We start from the raw sequence: 13,715 nt of genomic DNA on the forward strand, positions 1-13,715 counted from the left end.
GGCATCGGCCCCTGGTCCAGACCTGGTTGCGCCCCTGGTATGACCTCCGCCGCCGGCCTGCGACCCAGGTCTGACACCAACAAGTGAGAAAAGTGGGTAATATCCGACTTATCGGTAAAGGAGGAGGAGTCATGGCCGGGAAGATGATCCAGGGACCGGACGGCCGGTACATCGTGGGCACCGTGAAGATCGGGGACAAGGGGCAGATCGTCATCCCGAAGGACGCCCGTGACCTGCTCGACCTCCAGCCGGGCGACACCCTCCTCGTCCTCGTGGACCGCAGGCAGGGCATCGCGCTGGTCGACAACGAGCGGTTCCGCAACTTCGCGACGGGAGTGCTCGCCGTACAGGAAGAGGAGGAGGAGTGAGCGCCAACCCGTTCGAGGGACGGCGTGACCCGCTGCCGCCCGCGCTGGCGCGGGCCGGGTTCCGGCAGGAGTTCGCCACGTTCGGCGGGACGGTCATCGGCTACGTGCGCGGACCGGAGGCGGGCGTGCCGCTCCTGCTCGTGCCGGGGCAGATGAGCCTGTGGAGCAGCTACCGGCGCGTCATGCCGGAGCTGTCGCGGAGGTTCACGGTGTACGCCGTGGACGTGCGCGGGCATGGGAGCTCGTCCTGGACGCCCGGCGACTACTCCTGGGAGTCCGCGGGTACCGATCTTGCCTGCCTGCTGCGCGAGGTCGTCGGCGCTCCCGCGATCGTCAGCGGCAACTCCTCCGGCGGCATCCTGGCGTTGTGGTGCGCGAGCCGTACTCCGGAAAACGTCGCGGCGCTCGTCCTGGAGGACCCGCCGATCTTCTCGGCCGAGACGCCGCGCTTCCGCGACCGGGACCGGTGGGTCCACGGCAGCCTCGCGCACACCGTCGCCGTCCTCGGCGACCCCGGCCGGCGGCGGGTCGCCGACATCTTCCGCCAGGAGATCCCCGTCTCGGAGACCAGGACCATCCGGATGCCGGACCGGTTCGTCGCCCTGCTCGACCGGCTCATCGCCCGGCATCGGCGGCGCGATCCCGGCGGCCCGGCGAGCCTCGGCGTCCGCTGGCTGCCGCGGTCGCTGGAGGAGACGGTCCGCGCGGCCTCGATGTTCGACCCCGGCTTCGCCCGCGCCTTCGTCGACGGGAGCTTCTTCGGCGGTTTCTCCCACGAGGCCGCACTGCGCGCGACCACCTGCCCCGTCCTGCTGCTGCACGCCAACTGGAACCGCTACGAGCGACACGGCCTGGTCGGCGCGATGGACGACGACGACGCCCGGCGGGTGCGCGAGCTCGCCCCCCAGACCGTCTACCGGCGCGTCGACGCCAGGCACGTCATCCACGGCGACAAACCGCGCGAGTTCGTCACCGCTCTGACGGAGTTCGCCCGGAAAACAACCTGAGCCCCCGGTACGGCCTGCGCGAAATGCCCGTGCGAAGCTCTTGGAAAGGCAACCCAGGCCGTCCCCAGGAGAGGTACCCGCGCATGGAACTGACCACCGACCGCCTGCTCATCCGCGACTGGACGGAGGACGACGCCGAGGCGGCGCTGGCGATCTACGGCTCGGACGAGGTCACCCGGTGGCTCACCCCCGCCATGCACCGCGTCGAGGACGTCTCGGGCATGCGGGGCGTCCTGCACGCCTGGCACGAGGCGCAGCCCAACCTGCTCAAGCCCCGCGGCCGGTGGGCCGTCCAGGTCCGCGACAGCGGCGAGGTCGTGGGCGGGCTGAGCATCCGGCTGCTCCCGCCGTACGAGGAGGATCTGGAGATCAGCTGGCAGCTCGACCGCAAGGCGTGGGGCCACGGGTACGCCACCGAGGCCGCCCGCGCGCTCATCGCGTGGGCGTTCACCCAGGACGTGGACGAGTTGTTCGCCGTCGCCCGCCCGGCCAACCACCGCGCCATCGCCACCGCGGAGCGGCTCGGCATGCAGTGGGTCGGCGAGACGTCCAAGTACTACGGCCTGACCCTCCAGGCCTACCGCATCCGCCTGAGCGACCTGCCCACGGAGGAGGAACGGGCGTGAGCCTCAACCGTCCCCTGGGCGACGGGCCCGAGCCGGAGATCGCCGGCTCCGCCGTCCTGGTCGGCGACGTGCGCGTGGGTGCGGGCGCCATCCTCGCGCAGGGCCTGGTCATCCGCTCCGAGGGTACGGCGGTGCGCGTCGGCGACCACACCGCGGTCCTGGAGAACGGGGTCATCATCGGCACCCGCGAGCACCCCGTCTCCATCGGCAGGCGCACCGCGTTCGGCCACCGGGCGGTCATCGTCGGGGCGACGGTCTGCGGACGTCGAGCGACGCCGACCGCGAGCGCGTCGCCGCCCTGCGCGACCACCAGACCAGTCTGACCGACCATCCCGGCACCCTGCTGCACGGGCCGACGAGCGCGGGAGAAGACATGGGAACCCTCTACGCCTACCGCGACAGGATCCCGCAGATCGGCGCGGGAACCGTGCTGTTCGACTCCGCCGAGGTCACCGGTGACGTCATCGTCGGCGCCGACTCCCTGATCGGCGCGGGCGTGAAGATCATCGGCGACTCCCACGGCCCGGTGCGCATCGGCTCCCGCGTCCAGATCCTGGAGAACACCGTCCTGCACCTGCTGCCCGACAACGAGCTGGTCATCGAGGACGACGCCGTCATCGGTCCGGGCGCGATGATCCACGGCTGCCACATCGGCCGGGGCAGCGTCGTCGAGCCGGGCGCCATCGTCTGCGACGGCAGCGTGGTCGGCGCCGAGTCGGTCGTGCGGGCCGGCGCCTGCGTCAAGCAGCGTGACCGCTTCGATCCCCGCTCCGACCTGGACGGCTTCCCCGCCCGGCGGGTCGGCACGCTGGACGCCGCGCCGCCGCGCCCGAACTGGGCCTTCCCGCCCGGCGCCGCCGCCACCATCCGCAAGATCCCCCGGTAACCGGAAGCCATGTAATTGACACGTCAATCATTAGCAATATGATTGACGTGTCAATTACATGGAGGTGCCGGATGACCAGCGCGAACACGGACGTCCCGGCGTCGGAGCGGCGCCGCCTCACCACGGCGGAGCTGGCCGTCTGGCGGTCGCTGATCGAGACCACCAAGGAGCTGGAACGCCGCCTGGGCGCCCGGCTGGCCCAGGACTCGGGGCTGTCTCCCGCCGACTACCACGTCCTGCTCACGCTCAGCGAGGTCCCCGGGCGGCGGCTGCGCTCCTCGGCCCTCGCCGCGGCCATGGTCTGGGAGCGCAGCCGCCTGTCCCACCAGCTCGGCCGGATGGAGAAACGCGGGCTGATCTCCCGCGAGGACTGCGCGGACGACAGCCGCGGCTCCGAGATCGTGCTCACCAAGGACGGGGCCGCCGCCTTCCGCGCGGCCACCGCGCCGCACGCCCTCGCGATCAAGGAGCATTTCGCCGACGCCCTCAGCCCGGAGCGGTTCGCCGCGCTCGGCGACGTCCTGGCCGACCTGCGCAGACACCTGTTCGGGGACGGCGAGCGATGAACGCCTCGCCGCACCTGGCCGTCCTCGGGGCCGGCCACACCGGCCCGGTGCTGGCCAAGGTGCTGACCGAGGCCGGCTACCCGGTCTCGGTGGCCGCCTCGGGCGACCCCGAGCGCATCGCGCTGATCCTGTCGTTCCTGGCTCCGGGCGCCAAGCCCCGCTGGGCCGCGGACGCGGTAGCCGAGGCCGAGGCGGTGTTCCTCGCGCTGCCGCTGCACCGGTTCGCGGAGCTGGACCCGGCCGGGCTCACCGGCAAGATCGTGGTCGACACCATGAACTACTGGCCGCCGACCGACGGCGTCCAGGTCGCTTTCGACGACCCCGTGCGCGGCTCCAGTGAGATCGTGCAGGCCGCCCTGCCCGGCGCGCGCGTCGTCAAGACCCTCAACCACATCGGCTACCACGAGCTCGACGACTCCCGCCGCCCCTCCGGATCGCCCGGCCGCCGCGCGCTCGGCGTCGCCGGCGACGACGCCGGGGCCGTGGCGACGATCGCGGCCATCCTCGACCGCGTCGGCTACGACACGCTCACCCTGCCGTCGCTGGCGGCCGGCCGGGCTCTGCAGCCCGGCGGAGCCGTCTTCGGCGCCGACCTCACCCTCGACCGCTTCTCCCAGGAGGTCTCGTCATGACCACCACCGCGCAGGAGTTCCCGCTGGAGTTCGGGCTGGACACCTTCGGCGACCGCGGCGCCGACGAGTACGGCGCGCCGCTGTCACACGCCCAGACCATCCGCGACGTGGTCGAGCAGGGCGTACTGGCCGAGCAGGCCGGAGTCGACGTCTTCAGCATCGGCGAGCACCACACCGGGGACTTCCCGATGCCGGCCGGCGACGTCGTGCTCGGCGCGATCGCGGCGCGTACCGGGCGGATCCGGCTGGGCTCGGCGGTCACCGTCCTCAGCTCCGACGACCCGGTCCGGGTCTTCCAGCGCTACTCGACCCTGCACGCCGTCTCCGGCGGCCGGGCCGAGGTGATCATCGGCCGGGGCTCCAGCACCGAGTCCTTCCCGCTGTTCGGCTACGACCTGGCCGACTACGACGTGCTCTTCGACGAGAAGGCCCGCCTGTTCGCGCGGATCCGCTCCGGCGGCCCGGTCACCTGGGAGGGCACCACGCGTCCCGCGCTGACCGGCCAGGACGTCGTCCCGCACACCGAGGGCGGCCCGCTGCCGGTCTGGATCGGCGTCGGCGGCAGCCCGCAGTCCGTGGTGCGCGCCGCCGAGCTGGACCTGCCCCTGATGCTCGCTGTGATCGGCGGCAACCCGCTGCGGTTCGTGCCGTTCACCCAGCTCTACCGCAAGGCCCGCGAGACCCTCGGCCGCCCGCGGTTGCCGATCGGGCTGCACACCCCCGGCCACGTGGCCGCCACCGACGAGGAGGCGTTCGAGCAGTTCGTCCCGCGCATGCGCGAGACGATGCGACGTCTCATGCCCAGCCGGGGTTTCCGGGTGCCCACGATCGAGCAGTTCAGGCAGGAGGTGGGCGAGGACGGCGCGCTGTACGTCGGCTCGCCGGAGACCGTCGCGCGCAAGATCGCGGCCAACGTGCCGCGCCTGGACGTGTCCCGCTTCGACCTGAAGTTCGCCATGCCGCTGATGCCCCAGCGGGAGATCCTGGAGGCCGTCGAGCTATACGGGACCAAAGTCGTGCCCAGGGTGCGTGAGCTGCTCGGCGAGCGGGAGCTCCAGAAGGGAGCCTGATTTCCCGGACGTATCTGGTATAGACCGGATACGGTGGCGCGTGGAATTCGGCCATCGGGAGTCCTCCATGCGCACCGTTCTATCGATCGCGGCGGCGGCGGTCCTCGCCTTCACCCTCGCCCCCGCCCCACCTGCAACCGCCTCCACCGCAGCCTTGCCTGGCGGCAAATCCACTTACGTCGTGTCACAAGGGCACCTCAAGGCGTCCTCCCGGGAGAACTGGGTACGCCTGGGCAGCTACCGCTTCGCGGCCAACGGCACCGTGACCGCCTCGCTCTACCTGTGGTGGCAGCGCCACCCCGAGGCCAGGCAGGGCACCGGCATGACCCCCGACGCCGGGTGCAGCACCAAGGCGGGCGGCTCGGCCACGCGGGCGCGTACCTGCCAGGTGCTCACCGCGGGCGGCTTCACCGGCGCGCCCGACGAGACCCGCACCGGGACCTACACCGTGTCGGGGAACGTCGTGAGCATCCGGTGGAAGATCGCCCAGCGGTGGACGGAGCAGTGGTCCGTCCACCGCTCCTCCGACGGACGGCTGGCCAGGCTCGACCTCAGGTCCAGCACGCTCGCCACCCACGGCTACGCCTACGGCAGCAACGCGGGGCTCGGCACCCGGCGGGCGATGAGCTCGGTGAAGGCCCACCCCGGCACGCTGCGGCAGGACCTGACGAGCTGGGCGGGCGGCAGGCTCGTGCCCTCGCTCAACCAGCCGTTCGGGCTCAAGTCGTTCCGCGCCTGCAAGACCACGACGAGCTGCCTGACCTACCTGCAGCCCTCCTCCAAGGGCGCCTGCCAGAAGGCCGGCGGCTGCCCCAAGTACGGCGGCGGCACCCGCGCCGACGTCAGCTCCATCCAGTACTACCTCACGAAGATCTCCAACTCCGACCGCCGCGACTCGATCTGGCACTGGTGCACCTGCCTGGCCATGGAGCGCGGCCAGTTCTGCTACACCGGGAACTCGCACGTCAAGCCGCTCATGCAGATCATCGACGACCGCGGATTCTTCCGCGGGTGGGTCGGCGCGGAAGCCTCGTTCTCGACCGGCGCGCGAGGGGCGGACATGCTGGCGGTCTTCCGCATCAGCGACTTCCGCTGATGGCCCGCACGCCGCATGACAGCTTCCACGATCTCGCGCTGCCGCCGTCCCTCGACCCCGACCGCAGCAAGGGCGAGCAGATCAGGGAGATCCTGGAGCTCATGGCGCGCGCCCTGCCGCCGGGCACGCTGCTGCCCTCGGAGCGCTCGGTCGCCGAGCGCTACCAGGTCGCCAGGGGCACGGTCCGGCAGCAGGTCCAGGAGCTCGTCATGCTGGGCGTGATCAGCCGCTCCAGCGGTTCCGGCACCTACGTCGCCGAGCCGAAGCTGCAGCAGGGCACCACCATGGCCTCCTTCAGCGAGGAGATGCGGGCCCGGGGCAGGACCCCGGCCGCCCGCATCCTGTCGGCCCGCGTCCGCCGGGCCGGCGCCGCCCTCGCCGAACGGCTGGGCGTCGACCCCGGCGAACGCGTCGTCGACCTGCGCAGGCTCCGCTCGGCCGACGGCACCCCGATCGCCATCGAGCACACCCATCTGTCCGCGCGCCGCTTCCCCGGCCTGCCGCGGGTGCTGCGCGATGACATGTCCCTGTACGCCACGCTGGCCGGCCGCTGGAACGTCCACGTGGAACGGGCGGTGCACCGGGTCTCCGCGGTCGCGCTGGGCGAGCGGGAGGCGGCCCTGCTCGGCGCCGCCCCGGCGCTGCCGTCCTTCCTGGTGGAACGGCAGGCCTGGGACCGCGGCGGCGCCGTGGTCGAATGGGGACGATCCACCTACCGGGGCGACTTCTACGACCTGGTCTTCGAGGTCGGCACCTGACTTCTCGGAGCACGTCGCAGATCAGGTGGGTCGTCGATCACGTCGAAGGGACGGGCGACCTGTCGCCATATTTCCGATAAGCGAGATTTTCCGCATATGTCCGTTCGTTGTGGGAACCTTCTCCGGCGCTGCGCAGTAACAGTCCCGGAAGGTCCACTCCCACGACGATCCACAGGAGGATTCGGTGAGATCCCGAATTCGGAACTGGGCAAGCGTGACATGGCTGGTGGCGTTCCTGGCCGCGATGACGGTCGTCCTGGCCCCCTCGGCGGGCGCGCAGGACGCGGGGCAGGCCCAAGACGTCTACCGGCTGACCATCGTCCGGCTCAACTGCGACGACGAGGCCGAGTCGTTCTCCGACGAGGTCGAACTCTGGGTCGACGGCAACTTCGTCGACCGCAGGAACAACATGGACGGCGGCGACTGGTGGGACATCAACCGGACGTTCGACTTCCAGAGCTCGATCCAGGTCGTGATCCGCGAGAACGACAACTGGGTCATCGGGAGCAAGAACGTCACCACGGCGGATGCCAACCAGGGCCTCAAGGTCCATCCGATGCCGGGCTTCCACGGCACCGCGTACTACTACCGCCTGACCTACTTCGTGGAGGGCCCCTTCTGAGGAGGCGGTCCAGGCGCCGCCCCGCCGTCCTTTCGGGGACGGCGGGGCGCCACATCCAGCACCACGGCCGACAAGCCGCTCCCCCTACCGCATGGTGAACCGCACCAGCAGGAGCAGGGCGAGGAAGACCATCCCCAGGATCAGCGACAGCCAGGCCCACCAGGTGAAGCGCCAGCGACCGGTCCCGTCCGCACGCCGTTTCAGCCCCGGGGAGGCGAGCAGCACCATGAGCATCCCCAGGACGGCGAAGATGATCGTCAGCCAGTCGGCCAGTGCCCGCATGCGCTTCTCCTCGGGCGGTCGGGTCCGCGCCCAGGATCGGGCCGCCCGCCCGGGAGGGGTGCCGGGCGGACGGAAGGAGTGGCGGTTCACAGCAGGATGAAGGAGAAGTCCCGATGTGTTCTGCGGTTCAGCGGGATGTCGATCTTGACCCGGCGGGCGATCTCCCCCCGGCTGACGCCCAGCCCCTGGGCGATGAGCCGTTCCGGGCGCAGGGGCACAGGGTCCTCGAAGACGACCGGGATCTGGACGGGCCAGGGGCTGTCGGGAGGCGGCGGGGCGAGCAGTTCCCAGCAGGAGTCCCACTCCAGGGTGTAGCGGTTGCGCCGGGCGATCAGCGGGTCGAGCAGGACGCGGGCGACGAGGGCGGCGGAGTTGCCGTGGTATCCCTCCAGCAGCGCCGGATCCAGCTCCCTGACCGGGACGCGGTCATGGACGGTGATCTTGCCGGTGCGGTCGCAGGCGACGCAGGCCACCAGCAACCAGACGTCGAGCAGTTTTCCGTTGGCGTTGACGCGGAACTTCCCCTCGCCGACGCCGGCGAGGCCGGACCGGCACTCGACGCAGCGCAGCGCGAGCAGGGGCAGGCGGGTGCGCCGGACGGTCCAGGGCAGCACGATATGAGGACGCGTAGACATGATCTCTCTGAAGACCTGACGGAATGCATGGGTAAGAGAGCCGACGGCGACGTCGGCGACCGATGCGCGGGAAAAGGGTCAGGTCTACAGAGCGGGCGGCGTCACGCGGGGTGAGGTCCTCTCGTGGAGTGTCGGGCCAGTCGCACGATAGGGCGGACGAACCGCCCGGGCCACCCGTTTTTCCGAGGGAGCGCCGCGGCGCTCCCTCGGCCGAGGGTCAGCCGCGCCGCCACTTCTGGTTCGCGCCGCCGTGGCACTCGTACTGGATGAGCGCGGCCCCGGTCCCGCCCCAGTCCTTGACGTCCACGCACTTGTTGGACTGCGGGTTGACCAGGTCGCCCGCGCCGGTCAGCACGAACTGCTGGGCGGGGTTGCCGCTGCAGTGCGCGAGCTGGATGACGGCGCCGTTGTCCCGGGACCCCCAGGCCACGTCCATGCACAGGCCGAAGGCACGGATGGTGCCGTCGCCGGGGAAGGTCCAGCGCTGGGCGGCGCTGGTGTTGCAGTCCCACAGCCACAGGGCCTGGCCGTCGGCGCCGTTGCCGTAGGGGACGTCGATGCACTTGTTCTGCCAGCCGACGATGCGGCTCGTGGTGCCGCCTCCGCCGGTGGTGGTCAGGCTCAGGCCGTACGCGCCGAGGATCTCGTTGACCGGCTGGAAGAAGGTGTTGCCGCCGCCCGAGCAGGAGCCGGAGGCGCCCGAGGTGACGCCCTGCGCCTGGTCGCCGCTGATGAAGGCGCCGCCGGAGTCGCCGCCCTGGGCGCAGGCGGAGGTCTGGGTGAGCTGGTGCACGAGGGCGCCGCCGCCGTAGTCGACGGTGACGTTCTTGGCCTGGACGACGCCGCAACGCCACCCCGTCGTACGGCCGGAGCGGCAGATCGAGGCGCCGGCCACGGCCTCCTGCGACCCGGCCACGACCGCGTTGCCGCCGCCGTGGTTGTTGACCCACGGGCGGGGCGTCCAGTCGCCGTTGGTCCGCACCCATCCGTAGTCGTTGCCCGGGAAGGAGGAGCCCGCGACGGTGCCCTGGGCGGCGTTGTTGTAGCCGAGGGTGGGGCTGCCGGCGCCGCCGCAGTGCCCGGCGGTGACGAAGCCGCCGTTGTTCACCGAGAAGCCGACCGAGCAGAGGGTGTTGCCGTTGATGACGTACTGGTCGCCGCCCCGGATGTCGTAGAGGGTGCGCGGCGGCTGGGAGACGGTGATCCGCACGTCCCGTTCGGCGACTCCGGCCCGTTTCACGAAGCGTCCGGCCGAGGCGGTGTCGGCGGCCGACACCACGACGGTGTTCCCTGCCGGGTCGACGTGCCAGGAGTGGACGTTCTCGCCGGGTCCGGCGCGGTCGAGCTTGGCCTTGGTGGTCTCGAGGTCCGCTGCCGTGCGGGTGACCTGGACGGGCAGGCCGCCCGCCGTACGGACGAGTGCGGCGTCGCGGGCGGTGCGCACGCCGACGGCGAGCCGTCCCTGGGCGGCGTCGAACCAGGCGCCCGCGACGCGCTCGCCGAGACGGGCCCGCACCTGGCGCTCCACGACGGCGGCGGCGGCCTCGTGCGCCTGCCGGACCCGGGCCTGCGCGGGGGTCAGGCCCAGGTCGCGCTGAAGCGCCTGGTCGGCGGCGGAGGAGCCGGGCGGGGAAGCGGACGGGAAACCAGGGGAGCCAGGGGAAACGGGCGGGGGTGTCGGGGTGGCGTGTGCGGGGGTGGGCGGGGCGATCACGAGGGCGGCGAGGAGCGCCCCGCCGGCTAACAGGGTGAGTCTCACGGCAGGTCCTTCTGGGGGGTGTGGGGACTCGACGTGAGAGCGCTCTCTCACCGAGAGCTTTACCGTCCCTCCATAGGAAGTCAACAGGCGAGGTTGACGAAGACGCCCTTGACCTCCGTGTAGACATCCAGCGCGTACGCCCCCATCTCGCGGCCGAATCCGCTGCTCTTGAACCCGCCCCACGGCGCCGCGGGGTCGGGGGTGTGGAGCATGTTGACGAACACCGTCCCCGCCCGCAGGTCGGCCGCCAGCCGGTGGGCCGTGGTCAGGTCGCCGGTCCAGATGGAGGCGGCCAGGCCGTACGGGCTGTCGTTGGCGCGGCCGGCGATCTCGGCCGGGTCGTCATAGGTGAGGACCGACATCACCGGGCCGAAGATCTCCTGCCTGGCGATGCTCATCTCGTCGCCGACGCCGGCGAAGACGGTGGGCGCGTAGAAGTAGCCGGGGCCGTCCACGCGCGTGCCGCCGGTCAGCAGGGCGGCCCCGTCGGCGACGCCCTCGCGGACGAAGCCGTCGACCCTGGCCAGGTGCTCCGCGCTGATCAGGGGTCCGGGGGCGAGCCGCCCGGCCAGGTCGGCGGCCCGCTCGGTGAATTCCGCCGCCCGGCGCGCGTCGACGTAGAAGCGCGAGTACGCCGCGCACACCTGGCCGCTGTTGAACATCGCGCCCTGGACGCAGCCGGCCACCGCGCGTTCCAGGTCGGCGTCCGCCGCGACGATGACCGGGGTCTTGCCGCCGAGTTCGAGGGTGACGCGGGCGAGGTTGCCGGCCGAGGCGCGAAGGACCGCGCGGCCGGTCTCGGTGGAGCCGGTGAACGACACCTTGTCCACGCCGGGATGGGCGGCGAGGGCGGCGCCGGTCTCCGGGCCGCCGGTCAGTAGGTTGACGACCCCGGCGGGCAGCCCGGCATCCTCGCACAGCTCCATCAGCCTCAGCGCGGTCAGCGGCGTCTGCTCGGCCGGTTTGATCACCACCGTGTTGCCGCAGGCCAGCGCGGGCGCGAGCTTCCAGGACAGGATCATCAGCGGGAAGTTCCAGGGCGTGATGAGCGCGCAGACGCCCACGGGCTCCCGCCGCGTGTAGTGCAGGACGTCCGGCAGCGACACCGGGATCGTCGCGCCCTCGATCTTGGTGGTCCAGCCGGCGAAGTAGCGGAAGTGCTCGGCCGTGCCGCGCACGGAGATCTCCCGCGCCACCTCGAGCGGCTGGCCCTGGTCGTGGTGCTCCAGGCGGGCCAGTTCGTCGGCGTGCTCCTCGATGAGGTCGGCCAGGCGCCAGAGCACGCGCCCGCGCGCGGACGGTGACATCCGCGCCCAGGCGGGATCGTGCAGCGCCGTCGCGGCCGCGGCCACCGCCTCGTCGACGTCGGCGGGACCGGCGGCGGCGACCGTGCCCAGTTCCGCGCCGGTCGCCGGGTCCAGGGTGGCGAACGCGCGGCCCCCGGCCGCCGGGCGCCACACGCCGCCGATGAACAGCCTGCCGGGCGCGCGCAGCCGGGGTGCCGAGCCGCCCTCCAGCGTGATCGTCATGAGCCGAGCATGGCCGCGGGCCGCCGTCCGCGCGTTGTCGGGGAGGATCCATTCGTTGCCTGTTCATGTATGGTTTCCTATATGAGGCTCCGGACGAGCGACGTCCCGGCGCACGAGCGCGAGGAGCTGTGGCGGCACACGGTCGCGCGCTCCTTCGTCCCGCTCGACTTCGCCTTCGAGGCGGCATGCTCGGGTGAGATCACCGGCCGCAGGATCGGGCGGGTCGTCGTCACCGAGGTCACGGCGGGGCCGCATCGGGCCGAGCGCACGGAACGGCACGTCAGGAGCTCGGCGGGGCCCGCCTTCTACAAGCTGAGCCTGCCCGTCAGCGGCCGGTTGCGGATCCGGCAGGACGGCCGCGACACTCCCCTGCAGCCCGGCGACCTCACGATCTACGACACGAGCCGGCCGTACCAGGTGGTCTTCGACGGGACGTGCAGGGTGATCGTGGTGATGTTCCCCCGGCAGGAGCTGCGCCTGCCGCAGCGGGCGATGCGCGAGGTCACCGCGCGCCGGGTCGCGGGCGGACGGGGCCTGGGCGGCGTGGTCTGCCCGCTGCTGGTGAACCTCGTCGGCCACCTGGACGAGATCGGCGCCGTGGGCGCGGAGCGGCTGGCCGACAACATTGTCGATCTTGTCGCCACGCTGTACGCCTCCTGCCTGGGCGAGCACGCCGCCGCTCCGGCGTCGCCGCTGCGCGAGCGGGTCAAGGCGGTCATCGCCGCCCGGCTCGGCGAGCCGGGGCTGGGGCCCGAGGCGGTCGCCGCGGCCTGCCACGTCTCACCCGGCTACCTGCACAAGCTGTTCCGCGCCGAGGGTGTCACGGTGTCGAGGTACATCCGCGACCTGCGCCTGGAGCGCTGCCGCCGCGACCTGCTCGACCCCGCCGCACGCCACGTGGCCGTGCGCGCGGTCGGCGCGCGCTGGGGTTTCGCCGACGCCGCGCACTTCAGCAGGGTGTTCAAGGCGGAGTACGGCCTGGCCCCGCACGAGTACCGGCTCAGCCGCCACGCGGGCGAATGGTGAAGTCGTAGGCCAGCGTGCCCGGATCGAGCAGGGTGGTGCCGCCGTCCACGGTCAGCACCGCGCCGTTGACGTAGGAGGCCGCCGCGCTCAGCAGCCAGAGGACCGCCGCCGCGGCCTCCTCGGGAGCGGCGGGCCGGCGCTGGGGCACAAGCCGGGTGATCTCGGCGTAGGCCGCCTCGCGGTCCAGCCCGAGCGGCTCCCCGAACTCGCGCATCTCCTCGTCGGCCATCTCGGTGCGCACCCACCCGGGACACACCACGTTCGCCCGCACTCCCTGGGGCCCGAAGTCGGCGGCGATCGTCTGGGTGAGCATCGTGAGCCCGGCCTTGGAGGCGGCGTAGGCGGCGGCGCCGGCGGGCGCGCGCAGGGCCGCGATGGAGCTCACCGCGACGAACGCGCCCGATCCGGCGATGAGGTACGGCAGCGCCGCCCGCGCCAGCAGGTACGCCGAGGTCAGGTTGGTGCGCAGACTGGCCTCCCAGTCCTCGGGCGCCAGCGTGAGCACGGTGCCCGCGCGCATCACCCCGGCGTTGGCCACGACGCCGTCCAGCCGCCCGTAGGCCGCGACCACCTCGGAAACGAGAGCGCCGACGTCGTGCCCGGAGGTGACGTCGGCGACGATCGGCAGCGCTCCCGTCTCGGCCGCGACGCGGTCGAGCGCCTCCCGGCGCCGGCCGCAGATCACGACCCGCGTGTCGTCGTCCGCCGCGCGGGCCACCGCCGCGCCGATGCCGCTCCCGCCGCCCGTGACGATCACCACACGTGCCATATCGCAAATCCTATACGAGCTTCCCTTTATGTCGTCCTGACATCTAGTACCCTAAAATGCTAGGAGACTAGATAAATGGGAGTA

The 13,715-nt window shown here is 71.9% G+C and carries 17 protein-coding genes; 12 read left to right on the forward strand and 5 right to left on the reverse strand.

The features are described 5' to 3' along the window. The first annotated feature begins 131 nt into the window (after nt 1–131). From ACIBEJ_RS07585 to ACIBEJ_RS07635, 11 genes are all read left to right on the forward strand, one after another. Entirely contained in the window at nt 132–368 is a 237-nt protein-coding gene (locus ACIBEJ_RS07585) for an AbrB/MazE/SpoVT family DNA-binding domain-containing protein (protein ID WP_397181794.1), read from the forward strand. Then, nucleotides 365–1,375 carry an alpha/beta fold hydrolase gene (locus ACIBEJ_RS07590; protein WP_397181795.1) on the forward strand — a complete coding sequence of 337 codons (1,011 nt, stop codon included), beginning with the start codon at nt 365–367 and terminating at the stop codon, nt 1,373–1,375. The genes ACIBEJ_RS07585 and ACIBEJ_RS07590 overlap by 4 nt, the downstream gene beginning before the upstream one ends. Nucleotides 1,376–1,458: 83 nt before the next feature. Next, nucleotides 1,459–2,001 (forward strand): GNAT family N-acetyltransferase, encoded by a 543-nt coding sequence (locus tag ACIBEJ_RS07595; RefSeq protein WP_397181796.1) that lies wholly within the window; start codon nt 1,459–1,461, stop codon nt 1,999–2,001. Next, nucleotides 1,998–2,324 (forward strand): hypothetical protein, encoded by a 327-nt coding sequence (locus ACIBEJ_RS07600; protein ID WP_397181797.1) that lies wholly within the window; start codon nt 1,998–2,000, stop codon nt 2,322–2,324. Before ACIBEJ_RS07595 ends, ACIBEJ_RS07600 begins: the two co-directional genes overlap by 4 nt. Nucleotides 2,325–2,374: 50 nt before the next feature. After that, nucleotides 2,375–2,887 (forward strand): gamma carbonic anhydrase family protein, encoded by a 513-nt coding sequence (locus tag ACIBEJ_RS07605; protein ID WP_397181798.1) that lies wholly within the window; start codon nt 2,375–2,377, stop codon nt 2,885–2,887. 71 nt (nt 2,888–2,958) lie between these two features. Continuing rightward, entirely contained in the window at nt 2,959–3,453 is a 495-nt protein-coding gene (locus ACIBEJ_RS07610) for a MarR family winged helix-turn-helix transcriptional regulator (protein ID WP_397181799.1), read from the forward strand. Continuing rightward, the gene (locus ACIBEJ_RS07615; RefSeq protein ID WP_397181800.1) at nt 3,450–4,085 is read left to right on the forward strand and encodes an NADPH-dependent F420 reductase; all 636 of its coding nucleotides are present in this window, start codon (nt 3,450–3,452) and stop codon (nt 4,083–4,085) included. The genes ACIBEJ_RS07610 and ACIBEJ_RS07615 overlap by 4 nt, the downstream gene beginning before the upstream one ends. Next, a complete protein-coding gene (locus ACIBEJ_RS07620) occupies nt 4,082–5,155 on the forward strand; it encodes an LLM class flavin-dependent oxidoreductase (protein WP_397181801.1) in 1,074 nt (357 codons plus the stop codon). The genes ACIBEJ_RS07615 and ACIBEJ_RS07620 overlap by 4 nt, the downstream gene beginning before the upstream one ends. Nucleotides 5,156–5,222: 67 nt before the next feature. Beyond that, entirely contained in the window at nt 5,223–6,251 is a 1,029-nt protein-coding gene (locus ACIBEJ_RS07625) for a hypothetical protein (protein ID WP_397181802.1), read from the forward strand. Beyond that, nucleotides 6,251–7,009, forward strand: a complete 759-nt coding sequence (locus tag ACIBEJ_RS07630) for a GntR family transcriptional regulator (RefSeq protein ID WP_397181803.1) — start codon at nt 6,251–6,253, stop codon at nt 7,007–7,009. The genes ACIBEJ_RS07625 and ACIBEJ_RS07630 overlap by 1 nt, the downstream gene beginning before the upstream one ends. Before the next feature lie 214 nt (nt 7,010–7,223). Beyond that, the gene (locus tag ACIBEJ_RS07635) at nt 7,224–7,631 is read left to right on the forward strand and encodes a hypothetical protein (RefSeq protein ID WP_397181804.1); all 408 of its coding nucleotides are present in this window, start codon (nt 7,224–7,226) and stop codon (nt 7,629–7,631) included. Between the two features lie 84 nt (nt 7,632–7,715). Here the strand turns inward: ACIBEJ_RS07635 and ACIBEJ_RS07640 are convergent, their stop codons facing one another. The 4 genes from ACIBEJ_RS07640 to ACIBEJ_RS07655 form a co-directional block, all read right to left on the reverse strand. Then, nucleotides 7,716–7,913 (reverse strand): hypothetical protein, encoded by a 198-nt coding sequence (locus ACIBEJ_RS07640; protein WP_397181805.1) that lies wholly within the window; start codon nt 7,911–7,913, stop codon nt 7,716–7,718. A gap of 86 nt (nt 7,914–7,999) precedes the next feature. Next, nucleotides 8,000–8,527 (reverse strand): DUF1062 domain-containing protein, encoded by a 528-nt coding sequence (locus tag ACIBEJ_RS07645; protein WP_397181806.1) that lies wholly within the window; start codon nt 8,525–8,527, stop codon nt 8,000–8,002. Between the two features lie 238 nt (nt 8,528–8,765). Next, complete coding sequence (locus tag ACIBEJ_RS07650) at nt 8,766–10,307, reverse strand: ricin-type beta-trefoil lectin domain protein (RefSeq protein ID WP_397181807.1); 1,542 nt, start codon at nt 10,305–10,307, stop codon at nt 8,766–8,768. Between the two features lie 80 nt (nt 10,308–10,387). Continuing rightward, nucleotides 10,388–11,836 carry an aldehyde dehydrogenase family protein gene (locus ACIBEJ_RS07655; RefSeq protein ID WP_397181808.1) on the reverse strand — a complete coding sequence of 483 codons (1,449 nt, stop codon included), beginning with the start codon at nt 11,834–11,836 and terminating at the stop codon, nt 10,388–10,390. Nucleotides 11,837–11,917: 81 nt separating this feature from the next. Here ACIBEJ_RS07655 and ACIBEJ_RS07660 point away from each other — a divergent pair, with 81 nt between their 5' ends. After that, complete coding sequence (locus ACIBEJ_RS07660; protein WP_397181809.1) at nt 11,918–12,862, forward strand: helix-turn-helix domain-containing protein; 945 nt, start codon at nt 11,918–11,920, stop codon at nt 12,860–12,862. Here the strand turns inward: ACIBEJ_RS07660 and ACIBEJ_RS07665 are convergent. Continuing rightward, complete coding sequence (locus ACIBEJ_RS07665; RefSeq protein WP_397181810.1) at nt 12,837–13,631, reverse strand: SDR family NAD(P)-dependent oxidoreductase; 795 nt, start codon at nt 13,629–13,631, stop codon at nt 12,837–12,839. The two genes, ACIBEJ_RS07660 and ACIBEJ_RS07665, sit on opposite strands and share 26 nt — an antisense overlap. Nucleotides 13,632–13,715 lie beyond the last annotated feature (84 nt).

This window comes from Nonomuraea sp. NPDC050790, assembly GCF_044456745.1.
Taxonomy (GTDB): domain Bacteria; phylum Actinomycetota; class Actinomycetes; order Streptosporangiales; family Streptosporangiaceae; genus Nonomuraea.

Bases quoted from the DNA above. Each gene is read 5' to 3' on its own strand.
- ACIBEJ_RS07585 (WP_397181794.1), top strand. From the start codon at position 132: ATGGCCGGGAAGATGATCCAGGGACCGGACGGCCGGTACATCGTGGGC.
- ACIBEJ_RS07595 (WP_397181796.1), top strand. From the start codon at position 1,459: ATGGAACTGACCACCGACCGCCTGCTCATCCGCGACTGGACGGAGGAC.
- ACIBEJ_RS07605 (WP_397181798.1), top strand. From the start codon at position 2,375: ATGGGAACCCTCTACGCCTACCGCGACAGGATCCCGCAGATCGGCGCG.
- ACIBEJ_RS07610 (WP_397181799.1), top strand. From the start codon at position 2,959: ATGACCAGCGCGAACACGGACGTCCCGGCGTCGGAGCGGCGCCGCCTC.
- ACIBEJ_RS07615 (WP_397181800.1), top strand. From the start codon at position 3,450: ATGAACGCCTCGCCGCACCTGGCCGTCCTCGGGGCCGGCCACACCGGC.
- ACIBEJ_RS07620 (WP_397181801.1), top strand. From the start codon at position 4,082: ATGACCACCACCGCGCAGGAGTTCCCGCTGGAGTTCGGGCTGGACACC.
- ACIBEJ_RS07625 (WP_397181802.1), top strand. From the start codon at position 5,223: ATGCGCACCGTTCTATCGATCGCGGCGGCGGCGGTCCTCGCCTTCACC.
- ACIBEJ_RS07630 (WP_397181803.1), top strand. From the start codon at position 6,251: ATGGCCCGCACGCCGCATGACAGCTTCCACGATCTCGCGCTGCCGCCG.
- ACIBEJ_RS07640 (WP_397181805.1), bottom strand. From the start codon at position 7,913: ATGCGGGCACTGGCCGACTGGCTGACGATCATCTTCGCCGTCCTGGGG.
- ACIBEJ_RS07655 (WP_397181808.1), bottom strand. From the start codon at position 11,836: ATGACGATCACGCTGGAGGGCGGCTCGGCACCCCGGCTGCGCGCGCCC.
- ACIBEJ_RS07660 (WP_397181809.1), top strand. From the start codon at position 11,918: ATGAGGCTCCGGACGAGCGACGTCCCGGCGCACGAGCGCGAGGAGCTG.
- ACIBEJ_RS07665 (WP_397181810.1), bottom strand. From the start codon at position 13,631: ATGGCACGTGTGGTGATCGTCACGGGCGGCGGGAGCGGCATCGGCGCG.